Annotated in this window: 14 protein-coding genes; 7 read left to right on the plus strand and 7 right to left on the minus strand. The window is 69.0% G+C overall.

Going from position 1 to position 17,136, the window contains the following annotated elements; translation table 11 throughout:
• From E3O23_RS11390 to E3O23_RS11400, 3 genes are all read right to left on the minus strand, one after another.
• Positions 1 to 427: biotin/lipoyl-containing protein (locus tag E3O23_RS11390; protein ID WP_338145309.1), on the minus strand; the 427-nt coding region annotated here is incomplete at its 3' end.
• 75 nt (positions 428 to 502) lie between these two features.
• Entirely contained in the window at positions 503 to 1,873 is a 1,371-nt protein-coding gene (gene lpdA, locus E3O23_RS11395) for a dihydrolipoyl dehydrogenase (RefSeq protein WP_134491116.1), read from the minus strand.
• Between the two features lie 109 nt (positions 1,874 to 1,982).
• The gene (locus E3O23_RS11400; RefSeq protein WP_134491118.1) at positions 1,983 to 3,467 is read right to left on the minus strand and encodes a leucyl aminopeptidase; all 1,485 of its coding nucleotides are present in this window, start codon (positions 3,465 to 3,467) and stop codon (positions 1,983 to 1,985) included.
• A 98-nt stretch (positions 3,468 to 3,565) separates the two neighbouring features.
• On the opposite strand from E3O23_RS11400, the gene E3O23_RS11405 reads away from it, so the two are divergent.
• The 5 genes from E3O23_RS11405 (at position 3,566) to E3O23_RS11425 (ending at position 9,423) form a co-directional block, all read left to right on the plus strand.
• Positions 3,566 to 4,489, plus strand: a complete 924-nt coding sequence (locus E3O23_RS11405; RefSeq protein ID WP_134491120.1) for a proteasome assembly chaperone family protein — start codon at positions 3,566 to 3,568, stop codon at positions 4,487 to 4,489.
• Between the two features lie 41 nt (positions 4,490 to 4,530).
• Complete coding sequence (locus E3O23_RS11410; RefSeq protein WP_241983450.1) at positions 4,531 to 5,844, plus strand: MFS transporter; 1,314 nt, start codon at positions 4,531 to 4,533, stop codon at positions 5,842 to 5,844.
• A 252-nt stretch (positions 5,845 to 6,096) separates the two neighbouring features.
• On the plus strand, positions 6,097 to 7,413 hold the full coding sequence (locus tag E3O23_RS11415; protein ID WP_174776640.1) for an RNA polymerase sigma factor: 1,317 nt from the start codon (positions 6,097 to 6,099) through the stop codon (positions 7,411 to 7,413).
• A 58-nt stretch (positions 7,414 to 7,471) separates the two neighbouring features.
• Positions 7,472 to 8,686 carry a MurT ligase domain-containing protein gene (locus tag E3O23_RS11420; protein ID WP_134491126.1) on the plus strand — a complete coding sequence of 405 codons (1,215 nt, stop codon included), beginning with the start codon at positions 7,472 to 7,474 and terminating at the stop codon, positions 8,684 to 8,686.
• Complete coding sequence (locus E3O23_RS11425) at positions 8,683 to 9,423, plus strand: type 1 glutamine amidotransferase (RefSeq protein ID WP_134491128.1); 741 nt, start codon at positions 8,683 to 8,685, stop codon at positions 9,421 to 9,423. The genes E3O23_RS11420 and E3O23_RS11425 overlap by 4 nt, the downstream gene beginning before the upstream one ends.
• A 45-nt stretch (positions 9,424 to 9,468) precedes the next feature.
• Here the strand turns inward: E3O23_RS11425 and E3O23_RS11430 are convergent, their stop codons facing one another.
• Positions 9,469 to 9,705: a DUF7455 domain-containing protein gene (locus E3O23_RS11430; protein ID WP_134491130.1), complete on the minus strand. Its 237-nt coding sequence runs from the start codon at positions 9,703 to 9,705 to the stop codon at positions 9,469 to 9,471.
• 159 nt (positions 9,706 to 9,864) lie between these two features.
• On the opposite strand from E3O23_RS11430, the gene E3O23_RS11435 reads away from it, so the two are divergent.
• Entirely contained in the window at positions 9,865 to 11,949 is a 2,085-nt protein-coding gene (locus E3O23_RS11435) for a DNA gyrase/topoisomerase IV subunit B (RefSeq protein ID WP_134491323.1), read from the plus strand.
• Positions 11,950 to 12,029: 80 nt separating this feature from the next.
• Here the strand turns inward: E3O23_RS11435 and E3O23_RS11440 are convergent, their stop codons facing one another.
• On the minus strand, positions 12,030 to 12,728 hold the full coding sequence (locus E3O23_RS11440) for an SDR family NAD(P)-dependent oxidoreductase (protein WP_134491132.1): 699 nt from the start codon (positions 12,726 to 12,728) through the stop codon (positions 12,030 to 12,032).
• A gap of 61 nt (positions 12,729 to 12,789) precedes the next feature.
• On the minus strand, positions 12,790 to 15,273 hold the full coding sequence (locus E3O23_RS11445) for a DNA gyrase/topoisomerase IV subunit A (protein ID WP_134491134.1): 2,484 nt from the start codon (positions 15,271 to 15,273) through the stop codon (positions 12,790 to 12,792).
• Between the two features lie 89 nt (positions 15,274 to 15,362).
• On the opposite strand from E3O23_RS11445, the gene E3O23_RS11450 reads away from it, so the two are divergent.
• A complete protein-coding gene (locus tag E3O23_RS11450) occupies positions 15,363 to 16,508 on the plus strand; it encodes an alkaline phosphatase family protein (RefSeq protein ID WP_134491136.1) in 1,146 nt (381 codons plus the stop codon).
• A 28-nt stretch (positions 16,509 to 16,536) separates the two neighbouring features.
• Here the strand turns inward: E3O23_RS11450 and E3O23_RS11455 are convergent, their stop codons facing one another.
• Positions 16,537 to 17,136 carry a DUF3043 domain-containing protein gene (locus E3O23_RS11455; protein WP_134491138.1) on the minus strand — a complete coding sequence of 200 codons (600 nt, stop codon included), beginning with the start codon at positions 17,134 to 17,136 and terminating at the stop codon, positions 16,537 to 16,539.

A 17,136-nucleotide genomic window follows, 5' to 3' on the forward strand; every position in this document is an offset into this window, starting at 1 on the left:
CGGGTGCGGGCGGGGCGACCACCGGGGCGGCTTCCTCGGCCGGGGCGGGCGCCTCGGCGGAGGGAACCTCGGCGACCGGAGCCGCAGCGGCAGCGGGTGCCTCGGCGGCGGGCGCTTCGGCGGCGGGCGCTTCGGCGGCGGGTGCCTCGGCAGCGGGTGCCTCGGCAGCGGGTGCCTCGGCGGCGCCGGAGCCGTCACCGATGGTGACGAGGGGGGTTCCGACCTCGACGGTCTCGTCCTCCTGGACCAGGATGGCCTCGATCACGCCGGCGATCGGCGACGGGATCTCGGTATCCACCTTGTCGGTGGATACCTCCAACAGGGGCTCGTCGACCTCGACGCGGTCTCCCACGTTCTTCAGCCAGCGGGTTACCGTGCCCTCTGTGACACTCTCCCCGAGTGCCGGGAGGATAACGGATTCGCTCATGCGCATGTCTCCTTCAAAACCATTTGTCTGAAATTAAGTTACTGAATGCCTGTGTGCCGGCGTACCGGAAACCGGTTAGACGTGAAGGGGCTTGCCGGCCAGGGCCAGGAAGGCCTCGCCCAGCGCCTCGTTCTGTGTGGGGTGGGCGTGCAGCAGCGGAGTGATGTCCTCCGGGTACGCCTCCCAGTTCACGATCAACTGGCCCTCCCCGATCAGTTCGCCGACGCGCGCGCCGATCATGTGCACGCCGACGACGGGGCCGTCCTTGACGCGCACGACCTTGATCGAACCGGCGGTGCCGAGAATCGCGCTCTTGCCGTTGCCGGCGAGGTTGTACTCGTAGCTGGAGACCTGGTCGGCACCGAACTTCTCGGTGGCCTTCGCCTCGGAGTAGCCGACCGACGCGACCTCGGGGTCGCAGTAGGTGACCTTGGGGATGTTGATGTCCTCGACGATGATCGGGTTCAGGCCCGCGATCTCCTCGGCGACGAAGATGCCCTGCTGGAAACCGCGGTGCGCGAGCTGGAGGCCGGGGACGATGTCGCCGACGGCGTAGAGGCCGGGGATGTTGGTCGCGAGGCGCTCGTTCGTGATGACGAAGCCGCGGTCCATCGTGACGCCGGCCTCTTCGAAGCCGAGTCCCGCAGTTGCGGGGCCACGGCCGACGGCCACGAGGAGGAGCTCCGCCTCGATCGTGTCGCCGTTCTCGAGGGTGACGACGACGCCGTTCTCATCCTGGGTGACGCTCTGGAAGCGGATGCCGAGCTTGTAGCCGATCCCGCGCTTGCGGAAGGCGCGCTCGAGCGACTTGGAGATCGACTCCTCCTCGTTCGGGACCAGGTGCGGGAGCGCCTCGATGATCGTGACGTCGGCCCCGAAGGACTTCCAGACGCTGGCGAACTCGACGCCGATGACGCCGCCGCCGAGCACGGCGACCTTCTTCGGGACGTAGTCGAGGGCGAGCGCTTCTTCGCTCGTGATCACCCGGCCGCCGATTTCGAGCCCCGGAAGCGAGCGGGAGTAGGAGCCCGTGGCGAGGATGACGTTGGTGCCGACGATGGTGTCCTCGCCGACCTGGACGGTGGTGGGGGAGACCAGGCGGCCCTCGCCCTCGATCACGGTGATGCCCTTGGCCCGGATCATGCCGTCGAGGCCCTTGTACTTCTTGGCCACGAGGCCCTCGCGGAACGCGGTGACCGCCGCCATGTCGATGCCGCCGAACGTGGTGGTGACGCCGTACTTGGCGGACTCGCGGCTGACATCGGCGACCTCGGCCGAGTGCAGGAGCGCCTTGGTCGGGATGCAACCGGTGTGGAGACAGGTGCCCCCGAGCTTGCCCTTCTCGATCAGACCGACGGTGAGTCCGAGCTGGATCGCGCGCAATGCCGCCGCGTACCCACCGCTTCCTCCACCGAGAACGACAAGGTCAAATTTCTGCTCCGACACCCAGTTACTCCCTCGTGCATCACAAACTCAGTTGCGTTCGGCCCGGCCGAATGGAGACGGGCCGGGGCAGCCGCAAGACGGCAAGGTTTTCTTGCCGTCTACGACTGTACTACGGGCGTGAAAAGTCCTCGGCCAGGCGGATCAGCGCCCGGACGGAAACACCGGTCGGCCCCGCGCCGGTGAAGCCCCACGCCGACGCGTTCTCGGACGGGCCGGCGATGTCGAGGTGCGCCCACGGGATGGTCGCCGCGGTCTCGCCGGCGCCGCGCGCGCCGACGAATTCGCGCAGGAACACGCCGGCGAGCATCATGCCCCCGGCCGTGTTGCCGATCTTGGCGTTGGCGATGTCGGCCACGTCGGAATTGAGCAGGCTACGCAGGTCGTCGGGGAGCGGCATCGGCCAGGCGGTTTCGCCCACGGTCTTGCTGGCGGAGAGCACCTGCTGGACCAGGTCGTCGTCGCCCATCGCGGCGAAGTACCGGTGGCCGAGGGCGACGACCTGGGCGCCGGTGAGGGTGGCGACGTCGATGATCGCGTCCGGCTCTTCCTCCCCGGCGGCCACGATGCCGTCGGCGAGCACGAGTCGGCCCTCGGCGTCCGTGTTCAGCACCTCGACCGTGCGGCCGCCGCGCATGTGCAGAACGTCGTTCGGGCGGATCGCCGTCCCTGACGGCATGTTCTCGGCGATGCACAACCAGGCGGTGATCCGCACCGGCAGGGCCAGCCGGGCGGAGGCCAGGGTCACGGCGAGCACCGTGGCGGCGCCGGTCATGTCGTATTTCATGCCCACCATGGACGCGGGCTGCTTGAGCGAGAGTCCGCCGGTGTCGAACGTGATGCCCTTGCCGACCAGGGCGAGGTGTTTGGTCGCGCCCTCGGGCGTGTAACTGACCTTGACCAGGCGCGGCGGCCGGCTGGAGCCCTGCCCCACGCCGGCGATGCCGCCGAATCCGTCCGCGACGAGCTCGTTCTCGTCCCAGACCCTGATCTCGACGGGCAGGCCGGCGGCCGCCTCGACGGACTTGCGGGCCAGGGACTCCGGGTACAGGTGGGACGGGGGAGTGTTGACGAGGTCCTTGACCAGGCTGACCGCCTCGGCCACTATGCCGACGCGGTCCACCGCGTCGGCGGCGGCGAGCGACGTGTGCACGGTGACCTGACCGGCCGGGAGCTTCGTGCCCGCCAGCGAACTCTGGCGGAAGGCGGTGAAGGAGTAAGCGCCGAGCGCGGCGCCCTCGAGCACGGCGTGCAGCTCGTCTTCGGTCGCCAGCGGGAAGGCGAAGGCCACGGAGCCGACCCCGGTGAGCTGGCGCACGGCGGATCCGGCCGCCTCGCGCAGCCCGTCGACGGTGACCTGCTTGCCGAGGCCGACGACGGCGATGCCGCGGGCGCCGCCGATCGTCGGCGCGAGGCGCACGACCTGGTCCCGGGCGCCGGTCACGCCGACGGCCGCGAGCAGCTCCGTCAGCCCGGAGAAGGCGGGGTCCGCGTAGAGGACGGGCGAACCATCCGTTTGGAGCGCCCCGACGATAAGAACGTCGACGTTCGAATCGATGGCGGGCTGTGCGGACAGGGACAGGGTGGGAACGGTCATTCCTCGATGCTAGCGACGAGCGGACATGTTCGCTCTCGGCATGAAGGCGCCCGGCGCATTCCCGCGGCGCGGCCGACCGGGCGGATTAGAGTGTGAATATGCGCGATCCTGGTGACCTCTACGAGTTGACCGCGGACGCCGACGGCGTCCCGGAAGGCCTCCCTCTGGTCGCGGGCCTGACCGGGTTCGCGGATGCCGGGGCCGCGGTCTCGCAGTTCACCGAATACCTCCTCGGCACGCTCGACCAGAAGGTCGTCGCGAACTTCGACGCCGACCTGCTCCTCGACTACCGGGCCCGGCGCCCGATCATCTACTTCGACCAGGACCACCTGACCGACTATCAGCCGCCCGCGCTGCGGCTGTACCTGGCCCACGACGAACTGGGGCAGCCGTTCCTGCTCTTGGCCGGGTTCGAACCCGACTTCCGCTGGGAGCAGTTCACCGCGGCGGTGCTGCAGCTTGTGCACCGGTTCAAGGTGGCGTCGACGACCTGGGTGCACGCCATCCCGATGCCCGTGCCGCACACGAGGCCGATCGGAGTGACCGTCAGCGGCAACCGCTCCGACCTGATCGAGAGCATGTCCGTCTGGCGCCCGCACACCCAGGTTCCCGCCAATGCCCTGCATTTGGTCGAGTTCCGGCTCCAGGAGAGCGGGGCGTCGACGGTGGGGTACGTCCTGCTTATTCCGCATTACCTGGCCGACACCGAATTCCCGTCCGCGGCGCTGTCCGCGCTGGAGAGCACGAGCGCCTCGACGGGGCTGATCTTCCCCACCGACCGCCTCCGCGAACAGAACCGCGAGTTCGTCGCGAGGATCGACGAGCAGGTCGGCGACAACCCGGAACTGGCCAAGCTGGTCGGCACGCTCGAGCAGCGCTACGACACGTACATGGAGGGCAACGCGCTGCGTTCGCCGCTCACCGACGAAGACGGCGAGCTGCCGACCGCCGACGAGATAGCGGCGGAGCTGGAGAAGTTCCTCGCGATCCGGCGTAACAAGGATGACGCGCCGGGCAACTAGTTCCCGGTAGGTTGGGAGGAGTGAACTCCCGTCGATCCTGGTTGATCTTTTTCCTTGGGTCGTTCGCCTACCTCTCCGCCGTCCTGCAGCGCACCTCGCTGGGTATCGCCGGGGTCTCCGCCGCGGAACGTTTCGGCGGATCGGCCGCGTTGCTCTCGAGCCTGGCCGTCGTGCAACTCATCGTCTACGCGTCCGCGCAGATCCCGGTCGGCATCCTGATCGATCGCTACGGCCCGCGGATACTCATGCTCAGCGGGACCGCCCTGATGGTCGCGGGCCAGCTCACCCTCGCCTTCGCCCCGACGATCTCGATCGCGGTGGCGGGCCGCATCCTGGTCGGCGCCGGGGACGCGATGATCTTCATCTCGGTCATCCGACTGATCAGCGCCTGGTTCACCGGCAGGATCGTCCCGCAGCTCTCCCAGTACATGGGCAACATCGGCCAGCTCGGCCAGGTGCTGTCCGCGGTGCCGCTGGCCTGGGTGCTGCACGTCTGGGGGTGGACGCCGGCCTTCGTCTCCGCGACATCCGTGGCGCTGGTCGCCCTGGTCGTTATTGCGGTGGCCATCAGGGACCATCCGGAAGGCGCCGGCGACCACGCGCTGGCGAAAACGTGGGCGAGCGCGCTGACCCAGCTGCGGCACAGCTTCCGACGCCCCGGCACCCAGCTCGGGTTCTGGTCGCACTACGTGACCCAGTCGTCCGGGACGGTGTTCAGCCTGCTCTGGGGATTCCCCTTCATGGTCTACGCGCTCGGCTACGAACCCGCGCTGGCGGCGGGCATGCTCACGATCCTCGTCGGCGCGGGCCTGGTCTTCGGCCCGATCCTCGGCCTGCTCACCGCCCGGTATCCGCTGCGCCGGAGCAACATCGTGCTCGGGATCGTCGCGGCCATGGCCACGGCCTGGACGGTCGTGCTGCTCTGGCCGGGTGAGCCGCCCCTGTGGCTCATCGCGCTGCTCCTCGTGGTCATCGGCATCGGCGGCCCCGGCTCGCTGATCGGCTTCGACTTTGCCCGTACCTTCAACCCGCAACGCGCGCTCGGCTCGGCCAATGGGGTCGTCAACGTCGGCGGCTTCACCGCCAGCTTCGTCACGATGTTCCTGGTCGGCGTGATCCTGGACGTGCTCGACGGCTGGCGGGTCGCCGGGGGAGCGGAGAGCGACCTGTACGCGCTCGACTCGTTCCGCATCGCCTTCGCGGTGCAGTACGTCGTCATCGGCGTCGGGGTGGCGTTCCTCATCCGGGCCCGGCGGCGCACGCGCAGCCAGCTCTCCCGCGACGAGGGAATAGAAGTCGCCCCTATCTGGGTTGCACTTTCACGTACCTGGCGCCACCACCGCGGACGAGAATAGCGGAGACTAGCGCGCCAGTGGATTGATGTCCATGCAAACCGTGTCATAATTATCTCTAGGACCCGTTCTGGTCCTGGGAGTGCCGGTAGCAATACCGGGACATGCTGGTTCGTTGCAGCACCTGGGACTTGACATGGGTCCAAATACTGCCCAAATTCAAGCTGACCTGGTTCAACCCGGTCAGATTCAACTCGGCCACGAGTGGTTTGGGAGCGCCGTACGCGCGCAAACCATGGCATGAGAGGTGTTCGAATGGCAACCCGCCCAAAGACTGAGGCATCCGTCGAATCCGCCGCGAACGAGGCAGAGGCGACCACGCCGGCCCCGGCCGCGAAGGCGGTCAAGGCCCCCACGAAAGCCGCCCTGGCCAAGGCCGCGAAGGCCGCCGCTGCCGAGGCCGAGGGGTCCTCGACGGAGGCGCCCGTCGCCCCGAAGCCCGCCCGCAAGCGCGCCGCCGCCAAGCCCAAGGTGAAGGCCGGCGACGACGCGGCCGCCGCCGATGCCGGCGCGCACGACGACGCGGACTCCGATGACGACGATGAAGAGGGCGCCAAGCGCGCCGCTCCGGCCGTTCCGCTTCCGAGCGGTGCGCTCGTGCTCTCCCTGGTGGACGACGAGGACGAGGTCCCGGTCTACTCGAGCGCCATCACCGGCGCCACCGCCGACCCCGTCAAGGACTACCTGAAGCAGATCGGCAAGGTCGCCCTGCTGAACGCGGCCGAAGAGGTCGAGCTGGCCATGCGGATCGAGGCCGGGCTGTTCGCCGAGGACAAGATGGCCCAGATGACCGACGCCGAGAAGAAGACCGCGCTCGGCCGCGAGCTCCAGTGGGTCGCCAAGGACGGGGCCAGGGCGAAGAGCCACCTGCTCGGCGCCAACCTGCGCTTGGTCGTATCGCTGGCCAAGCGCTACACCGGCCGCGGCATGCAGTTCCTGGACCTTATCCAGGAAGGCAACCTGGGCCTCATCCGTGCCGTCGAGAAGTTCGACTACACCAAGGGCTTCAAGTTCTCGACCTACGCCACCTGGTGGATCCGCCAGGCGATCACCCGGGCCATGGCCGACCAGGCCCGCACGATCCGCATCCCGGTGCACATGGTCGAGGTCATCAACAAGCTCGCCCGAGTCCAACGCCAGATGCTGCAGGACCTGGGCCGCGAGCCCACGCCAGAGGAACTCAGCCGGGAACTCGACATGACGCCCGAGAAGGTCGTCGAGGTGCAGAAGTACGGCCGCGAGCCCATCTCCCTGCACACACCGCTGGGTGAAGACGGCGACAGCGAGTTCGGTGACCTGATCGAGGACACCGAGGCGGTCGTCCCGGCGGACGCCGTCGGGTTCACCATGCTGCAGAAGCAGCTGGAAAGCCTGCTCGACTCCCTCTCCGAACGCGAAGCCGGCGTCATCCGGATGCGCTTCGGCCTCGGCGACGGCATGCCCAAGACCCTCGACCAGATCGGCGACACCTTCGGCGTCACGCGCGAGCGCATCCGCCAGATCGAATCGAAGACGATGGCGAAGCTCCGCCACCCGTCGCGGTCGCAGTCGCTGCGCGACTACCTCGAGTAAACCGGTGCACTATGCCCCCGCGATCCTCATCGGCCGGATCGTTCGGACGCTTGCCAGGATGAGGAAGCCGGGAGGCGGTTCGGCCGTCCCCGGCCTCGTGGTGAACAAGATCGCCCCGGGGTTCCTCGCACGCACCCTCAACGGTTTCCCAGAGGGCCTCGTCATCGTCACCGGGTCGAGCGGCAAGTCCACGATCACCAAGATGCTCGTGGCGGTGCTGCGCGCGCACGGGAAGACGGTATTCACGAACCCGTCGACGGCCAACATCAGCCAGGGCCTCACCTCGGCGCTGCTCGAGCAGGCCAGCCTGACCGGGCACATCGACGGGGACATCGCCGTCCTGGAAATGGATGAGGGGCACGGGGCCTATATCGCCGGGTCGCTGACGCCCCGCGTGGTCACGCTCACCAATGTCATGGTCGACCAGATCGACCGGTTCCACGACTCCGAGATGGTCCAGGCGATGCTCGCGAAGATCGCGGCACGCGCGACCGAGGCAGTGGTCCTGAACGCCGACGACCAGTACCTGCAGGACCTGGCCGCGGGCGTCCGGTCGCCGGTGCGGGTGGAGCGGTTCGGGGTCACGACCGAGGTCCTCGAGGCCAACCCCCGCGGGCTCGGCTACGCACAAACCGCCACGGCCAGGCTGCCGAGGGGCGAGGGTGTCCTCGTCACGCGCGTGGCCGGCCGTGAAGCCGAAATCTCGCTGCCGGAGGGTGACTACACGGTCGGCCTGCCGGCACGCGGGACGCACTACGCCGTGGATGCCGCGACGGCGCTCGGCGCCGCACGCCAGGCGCTCGGCACCGCCTTCCGTGCCGGGCTCGCGGTCGCCGCGATTTCGAGCATCCCCGCCGTCTTCGGGCGAGGCGAGGTCGTGTCCGTGCGTGGCCGGCAGGTGGAATTCGTGCTCGTGCAGAACCCGGCCAGCTTCCAGCTCAACCTCGACAGCCTCGAGCCGGGCACCGACCAGATCCTCGTCGCGATCGGGTCGGACGTGCGCGATCCCTCCTATTTCTGGCCGGTCACGACGTCAGGCCTCGGCCGGGTCCTCATCGCTTCCGGCTCCAAGGCGCACGAGATCGCACTCCAGCTCGCCTACGACGATGTCGCCGTCGACCGGATCGAATCCGACCTCGGCCGGGCCCTCGACGACTTCCTGGCCCTCCCGGAGCCGGCCGTCGGGCTCAAGACGATCATCTTCTCGGCCGACGGGATGCGGCGCACGCGCGCCCACCTCGGACTGGCGACCAACAGCGAGGAGCTGTCATGACGCAGGGCGAGCCGCGACCGCTGACGATCGTGTCCGTGCTGCCCGAGCTCCTGGGCGGCAACGGCGACGCCGAGAACGCCCGCGTCCTCGCCCAGCGGGCTCGGTGGGCCGGCCAGCCGGCCGAGGTCATCCCGGTGAGAAGCGCCGCCGACCTGCCGCCGCAGGTCGATGCCGTCGTCGTCGGGTCCGGCACGGACGCCCAGCTCAACCCGGTCAGGGACATCCTGCTGGGCATGGCCGACGACCTCCGCGCCTGGGCCACCGCCGGCATCCCGATCCTGGCGGTCGGCACCGGGCTGGAGCTGCTCAGCTGGGGGATCGAACTGCAGGACGGCTCGGTCGTCGAGGGCCTGGGCCTGGTCGCCGGCCGCGCCGTACCCCGGGCCGCGCGCGCCACCGGCGACCTGGTCGTGACGTCGAAGCACGGCCGGCTGATCGGCTTTGAGAACCATGCCCGGAACTTCGTCGGCGCGGAGGCCTCGGCCCTCGGCACGGTTGCCTCCGGTATCGGAAACGGCGCCGGCGCAGAGGGCGTTGTCATGGGGAACGTCATCGGCACGCACCTGCACGGTCCGGTCCTGGCCAAGAACCCCGTGCTCGCCGACCACCTGCTGCGCGCGGTCTTCGCCGCCCGGGGGACCGAGTACGTCCCGGCGGAACGCGCCTTGCAGATCGACGGCATAGCGAAAGCCGCACGCAATCAGATTGCAGTGCGGCTTGGCCTCGCTACGGAGTAACCGGGTCTGACCGGCTACTCCGCGCTCCCGCGGGAGCGTCGCGCTCTAGGAGCGCTGGTCCTCGAAGAGTCGATTCGACTCGTCGTGCCAACTCTCGGCGATGGCAGCAAGCTTTTCCTGGTGCTTGCGGCCGTGGTGCGCGCAGAAGAGCAACTCGCTGTTATTCACGACAACGCGAATGTAGGCCTGAGCGCCACAAGCGTCGCAGCGATCCGCTGCGGTGAGCTGGTGGGGGGTGCCCTCTTGGTCGACGGCACCATTTTCGGTGGCGATCTGGGACATGTTCTCCTCCTCAGGCTGGAATCATAAAACCCTGACACTCCATGTAAACACGGCAGGGGCTGGTAATCGAGCGGGGCGCGTGGTATTTCGCTCACCGCGTAGCTCGGAGGCGTCGAGTGTCGAGCGCGGCGGCGGCCCGCCGGGTCGGTATTCTTGACAATTGTGAGTTCTGACTATTCCGCACGCCACCTTTCGGTCCTCGAAGGTCTCGAAGCCGTCCGCAAGCGTCCCGGGATGTACATCGGCTCCACCGACTCGCGTGGGCTCATGCATTGCCTCTGGGAGATCATCGACAATTCGGTCGACGAAGCCCTCGGCGGGCACGGCAACACCATCGATATCGTCCTGCACCAGGACGAGAGCGTCGAAGTTCGCGACACCGCCCGCGGTATCCCCGTCGACATCGAGCCCAAGACCGGCCTCTCCGGCGTCGAGGTTGTGTTCACCAAGCTCCACGCCGGCGGCAAGTTCGGCAGCGGGTCCTACGCGGCATCCGGCGGGCTGCACGGCGTGGGCGCATCCGTCGTGAACGCCCTCTCCGAACGGCTCGACGTCGAGGTCGACCGGGACGGCAAGACCTGGGCCATGTCCTTCCACCGCGGCGAGCCGGGGATCTTCGCCGACGCGGGCGCCGAGAAGAGCCCGGATGCGCCGTTCACCCCGTTCGAGAAGAAGAGCGAACTCAGGGTGGTCGGCAAGGTCGCCCGCGGCAAGACCGGCACCCGGATCCGCTATTGGGCCGACCGCCAGATCTTCACCAGGGGCGCGGCCTTCCAGACCGAGGAGCTGATGGGGCGCGCGCGGCAGACCGCTTTCCTCGTGCCGGGACTGTCGATCGAGGTCGACGACCGCCGCGGTGCGGAGCCGGTCTTCGAATCATTCAAGTTCGACGGCGGCATCTCCGAATTCGTCGAACACCTCTCGACCGACACGCCGATCACGGACACGTGGCGCCTGACCGGCCACGGCACGTTCACCGAAACCGTCCCGGTGCTCACCGACAAGGGCGCCATGGTGCCCACCGAGCTGACCCGCGACTGCCAGGTCGACATCGCGCTGCGCTGGGGGACCGGCTACGACACCGTCGTGAAGAGCTTCGTCAACATCATCGCCACGCCCAAGGGCGGCACGCACCAGGCCGGCTTCGACGCCGGCCTGCTGAAGTTCCTCCGCGCCCAGGTCGAACAGAACGCCCGTCGCCTCAAGGCCGGCTCCGACAAGCTCGAGAAGGACGACGTGATGGCCGGGCTCACCGCCGTGCTCACCGTTCGCCTGCCCGAGCCGCAGTTCGAGGGCCAGACCAAGGAAGTGCTCGGCACCCCGGCCGTCCGCGCCATCGTGGCGAGTGTGGTCGCCAAGGCCATGAGCGAACGCTTCGGCTCGCCCAAGCGCGACGACAAGGCCCAGTCGGCCGTGGTGCTCGACAAGATCGTCGCCGAAATGAAGTCGCGCATTTCGGCGCGCGCGCACAAGGAAACGCAGCGGCGCAAGAACGCGCTGGAGAGCTCCTCCCTGCCGGCCAAGCTCGTCGACTGCCGCAGCAACGACGTTGCCACGAGCGAACTGTTCATCGTCGAGGGTGACTCGGCGCTCGGCACCGCCAAACTGGCTCGTGACAGCGAGCACCAGGCGCTGCTGCCGATCCGGGGCAAGATTCTCAACGTGCAGAAGGCATCCGTCTCGGACATGCTCTCGAACACGGAGTGCGCGTCGATCATCCAGGTGATCGGGGCCGGTTCCGGCCGCAGCTTCGACCTGTCCGCCGCACGCTACGGCAAGGTGATCATCATGAGTGACGCCGACGTCGACGGGGCACACATCCGCACCCTGCTGCTCACCCTCTTCTTCCGTTACATGCGCCCGATGATCGAGGAGGGGCGCGTCTTCGCCGCCGTTCCGCCGCTGCACCGGGTCGTCGTGATGAACCCGGGGAGCAAGCCCAACGACACCCTGTACACCTACTCGGAGGCCGAACTGCAAGGGGTGCTCACCGGCCTCAAGCGCAGCGGGAAGCGCTACCAGGATCCGATCCAGCGCTACAAGGGCCTGGGCGAGATGGATGCCGACCAGCTGGCGACGACGACCATGGAACGGGCGCACCGCACGCTGCGCCGGGTTCGGGTCGACGACGCCGAGGTGGCCGGCAAGGTCTTCGAACTCCTGATGGGCAACGACGTCGCCCCGCGCAAGGAGTTCATCATCGACAGCTCCGACAAGCTCAGCCGCGACCGCATCGACGTCTGACCCCTTCCCTCTGCCGCGAAACCGCAGTTGTGCGCCCTAAAACCCCCGAATAACGCGCACAACTGCCGATTCGCGAGGGGCTAGGCGCCGAAGGCGGTGCTCGGCAGGTCGAGTTCGCCGTTCACGATGGCGTCGACGATGCGTCGGGCCACCAGATCGGGCTGGTAGCCCACGGCCAGGCGCGGTGCCGTGCCCGCGATCGGGTGCGAGGACAGCCCGGTTTCTGTATGCCCGGGGCGCGCGTCCAGGATCCGGATGCCGTCCCGGCGCAGCTCGCGTGCCGCGGCCTGCCCGAAGGCGTGGATCGCGGCCTTCGACGCGGAGTAGGCGGCCAGGTTCGCCGTCGGGTGTTCGCTGACGACCCCGCTGATCGTGACCACGAACGGTTCGCGTCCCGCGGCGGCCGAGGCGGCCAGCGCGTCGTGCGCGGAGCGGATGAGCCGGATCGGCGCGAAGGTGTTCACGGCGAAGAGGTTGTCCAGGGTGTCGTCCCGGAGCGATGCCGCGGGGCCGAAGGCCACGACGCCGGCGGCGATGACGATTCCGTCGAGGCGGCCGTGGACCCTGACTGCCGCGGCAACGAGTTCGTCGACCTCGGCCGGCCTGGCCAGGTTCGCGGTGACCACCGCGCCAGGGATCCGGAGCGCCTCGAGTGCGGACGCGTAGCGGGCGCTCAGGATGAGCTGCGCCCCGGCGGCGGAGAGCAGCCGGGCTATTTCACTGCCGAGCCCTCCGGAAGCGCCGATTACGAGGACTGAAGTGCCGGCGAGAGTGGTCACACTGCCAGAATATCCGGGCGCTCCACCCTGCGGAAGGCCGCCCGGGAGAGGAGCCGGGGCGTCAGCCTATGCGGGCGCCGATCGCGCCGACGACGGCATCGAGCATGGTGCCGGATGCGTCCCGCCGGGCCCCGGATTCGGGCAGGGTCCGCGGGGAGCCGTCGGCCCCCACGGCGCGCGCGGGTGCCGGACCGACCCAGGCGACGGACAGCATGTCCTCGCCCTTGAGAAAGCGCTGCGAGCGAACGCCACCGGTGCCGCGACCCTTGGGCGGGTATTCGACGAATTCGGACACCTTCGCGCTGCCGGGATCCGTGCCGGGGAGGGTCTGGCTGCTCGTGGCGACAGTGGCGACCACGGCGGTGCCGGCGAGGTCGGCGGGCACGCTGGTGAAGAACACGACGTGGGCGCCGTCGGTGAGCTTGATCCCGGCCATGCCACCGGCGGTCCGGCCCTGCGGGCGCACGGCACCGGCCGGGAAGCGCAGGAGCTGGGAATCGGTGGCGACGAAGACGAGTTCGTCGTCGTCCCCGCCCTGCACCGCGCCGACGACCTCGTCCTTGGGCTTGAGGGCGATGATCTCGAAGTCGGGCTTGTTGGCCCAGTCGCCGGGGGTGACGCGCTTGACCGTTCCCTGGCGCGTGCCGAGGGCGATCGCCCCAGGCGAGTCCAGCGACACGATCGCGAGCACCCTCTCGTCCTTGTTCGGCAGGGCCAGGTAGTCGCCGACCCTCACGCCGGCCGCGAGCTGGATGGAGGTGGGCGGCATGACCGGGAGGTCGACGGGGGAGAAGCGGATGAGCCGGCCCCGGCTGGTGACCGCACCGATCTCGGCGCGGCTCGTGGTGTCCAGGGTCGAACGCACGGCGTCGTGCTTGCTGCGGCGCTGCGCCGGGGTGACCCGCTCGGGCATGTCATCGCTGACCTCGAGCAGGTCCACGCGGGCGATCCGGCCGGTGGCGCTCAGGTAGACCCGCGTGGGGGAGTCGGTGACCTCGAGCACGGCGGCGTTTCGCCTGGCCGCGGCGGCGCTGACGCCGGCGATGCTCGGCTTCGCCTCGGTCAACAGGGTTCGGCGCGGCGTGCCGAAGCGCTCGGCCACCTGGGCGAGCTCGTCGGAGACCAGCGTCCGGATCGCCTGCTTGCTGCCGAGCAGCTTCTCGAGTTTGGCGATCTCTGCGAGCAGCTGGTCGCGTTCGGCCTCGAGCTCGATCCGCGAGAAGCGGGTGAGCCGGCGAAGCCGCAGCTCGAGGATGTACTCCGCCTGGATCTGGCTGAGGTCGAAGACGTCGATCAGCCGGGACCGAGCCTGCTCACTGTCGTCGCTGGCCCGGATGACCTGGATCACCTCGTCGATGTCGACGATGGCGACGAGCAGCCCCTGGACCAGGTGCAGGCGTTCCTTGCGCCGGGCCAGGCGGTAGGCCGAGCGGCGGGTGACGACCTCGATCCGGTGGCCGACGTAGACGAGCAGGAGCTGGCGCAGCCCGAGCGTCTGCGGCCCGCCGTCCACGAGGGCCACGGCGTTGATGTTGAAGGAATCCTCGAGCGGGGTCACCCGGTACAGCTGCTCCAGCACGGCCTCCGGGCTGAACCCGGTCTTGATGCCGATGACGAGGCGCAGGCCCTTGGTGCGGTCGGTGAGGTCGGTGACATCCGAGATTCCGCTGAGTTTCTTGGAGTTGACCCCGTCCTTGATCTTCTCGATGACCTTCTCCGGGCCGACCAGGTAGGGCAGTTCCGTGACGACGAGGCCGGCCTTGCGGGCGGTGATCGCCTCGACGGAGACGCGTGCCCGGGTCTTGAAGCTGCCGCGCCCGGTGGCGTAGGCATCCTTGATGCCGGCCAGCCCGACGATCGTTCCGCCGGTGGGCAGGTCGGGGCCTGGAATGAACTCCATCAGGTCGTCGAGGGTCGCGTCCGGGTGGGCCAGGAGGTGCCGGGCCGCGCCGACGACCTCGATCAGGTTGTGCGGCGCCATGTTCGTGGCCATGCCGACGGCGATGCCGCTGGCGCCGTTCACCAGCAGGTTCGGGTAGGCGGCGGGCAGCACGTCGGGCTGGGTGAGCTGGTTGTCGTAGTTGGGCACGAAGTCGACGACGTCCTCGTCGAGGTTCTCCGTCATCGCCAGCGCCGCGGCCGCGAGCCTGGCCTCGGTGTAGCGGGGGGCCGCGGGTCCGTCGTCGAGCGAACCGAAGTTCCCGTGCCCGTCGATGAGCGGCACACGCAGGGTGAACGCCTGCGCCATGCGCACCAGGGCGTCGTAGATGGCCGTGTCGCCGTGCGGGTGGAGCTTGCCCATGACCTCGCCGACCACGCGGGCCGACTTGACGTGGCCGCGGTCGGGGCGCAGGCCCATCTCGTTCATCTGGTAGAGGATGCGTCGCTGGACCGGCTTGAGCCCGTCCCGGGCGTCGGGCAGGGCGCGGGAGTAGATGACCGAATACGCGTATTCGAGGAACGACCCCTGCATCTCGACCGATACGTCGACGTCCTCGATGCGTTCGGTTCCTACGGCGGGCTGAATACTGTCTGAGCGGCTCATTCGTGAATTCTGTTGGTTGCGTCGCGGGCGACGGGCGTGTGCGCGGCTCTGGAGAGCCCGGGCCGGGTCGGTATGTCAGACTTGGCCCGATGCCCCCCATGCTACCGGCCCGCCAATTCAGCGCCCTGCGCCTTGCCGACGTTCTGGCAAGTTCCCTCGCGGCGATCCTCGGCCAACCGAACGCCCTGGCGCTTCCGCCGGCGTCCAAATCGGTTGTCGTGCTCGCCGACGGGCTCGGGGTCAGTTCGCTTCGGGCCCGGGCCGGCCATGCCCGCTTCCTGTCGTCGCTCCTGACGAAGGCAAGCGTCATCGACGGGGTGTTCCCGGCGACGACGGCTGCCGGAATCGCCACCCTGACCACCGGGGTCCCGCCGGGCGAGCATGGCCTTGTGGGCTACCGAGTGCTCGACGCCGCCCGGGACCGGGTCGTGAACCAGCTCACCGGCTGGGATGCCGACATGCAGCCGGCCACCTGGCAGCGTGCTCGAACCGTGTTCGAGCGGGCCGGCGACGAGGGAGTGCCGAGCTTCGCGATCGGGCCGAAGAAGTTCACCGGCTCCGGGTTCAGCCAGGCCGTGCTCCGCGGCGCCGACTACGTGCCCGCCGAGAAGATCGCCGACCGATTCGCCGCGGCCCGGCACATCCTCGACGTCGAACCCCGCGCCCTGGTCTACCTCTACGTCGCCGAACTGGACATGGCGGCGCACGCGCACGGCTGGGAATCCGGCCGGTGGCTCGCCGAACTGGAGATCCTCGACGGCGAACTGGCCCGTTTCTCGGCCGGCCTGCGCGCCGACGAGGGCCTGCTCGTCACGGCGGACCACGGCGTGATCGACGTACCCCCGACCAAACACGTGCTCTTCGACACGGTGCCGGTGCTCGTCACCGGTGTTCGCCACATCGGCGGCGACCCGCGCTGCCTGCACCTGTACCTGGAGCCGGGCCAGTCCGAGGTCACCGCGGACTCACTCGCGGAGGCCTGGCGTGCCGTGGAGGGGGAGCGGGCCTGGGTGTTCACCCGCGCCGAAGCGGTCGCGGCCGGACTGTTCGGGCCGGTCGATCCGGAGGTGCTCCCGCGAATCGGGGACGTCCTGGTTGCCGCCCGCCGCCTGGTGGCCTACTACGACTCACGAGAGGCCAACCAGTCGGCGCGCTCGATGATCGGGCAGCACGGTTCCCTGACCGACGAGGAACTGCGCGTTCCCCTGGTCCGGGCGGGCGCGTTCGCCCGCTAGCGCATTCGCCGGTCACCGCGTTCGGCCGTCAGGACGGGTACTGGCCGCGCTTGACCTGCGGCTTGGGCAGGCGCATCGGACGCAGCTGCAGGGCGCGCATGGCCGCGTACCAGCGCACGCGCTCCGCCTTGCCCCGGCCGAACTTGGCTTCCATCTTGCGAGTGAGCAGGAATCCGAGCACCACGGCATCGACGACGGCGACGAGGAAGAACGCCCAGAGGGCGAGGATCCCGTAGGTCTGCACGGACGGGTCGGGGAAAAAGGTCAGCAGGATGACGAGGAACATGACCGGGATCATGAATTCGCCCACGTTGAACCGGGCGTCGACGTAGTCGCGCGCAAAACGCTTCTGCGGTCCGCGTTCGCGCAGGGGAAGGTACTTCTCCTCGCCGGCGGCCATGCCGAGGCGGGCACGGTCGCGCGCCTCCATCGACTTCGCGCGGGCCTGCTTGGCCGCGAGCTTCCGGTCGTCGGGAACCAGGGGGCGCTTGTTGGCGGCTTCCTGCTCCCGGCGTCGCGGCGTCGCCTGGCCCTTGCCGGCGGGCGCACCGCCGCTGAGCCGGGCCGTGGTCTCCTCGAGACTTTCCGCCGCAGAGTTGGATTCCGGGTTTACAGGTTGCTTAGCCAC

Source organism: Cryobacterium tagatosivorans (assembly GCF_004402215.1).
Taxonomy (GTDB): Bacteria; Actinomycetota; Actinomycetes; order Actinomycetales; family Microbacteriaceae; genus Cryobacterium; species Cryobacterium tagatosivorans.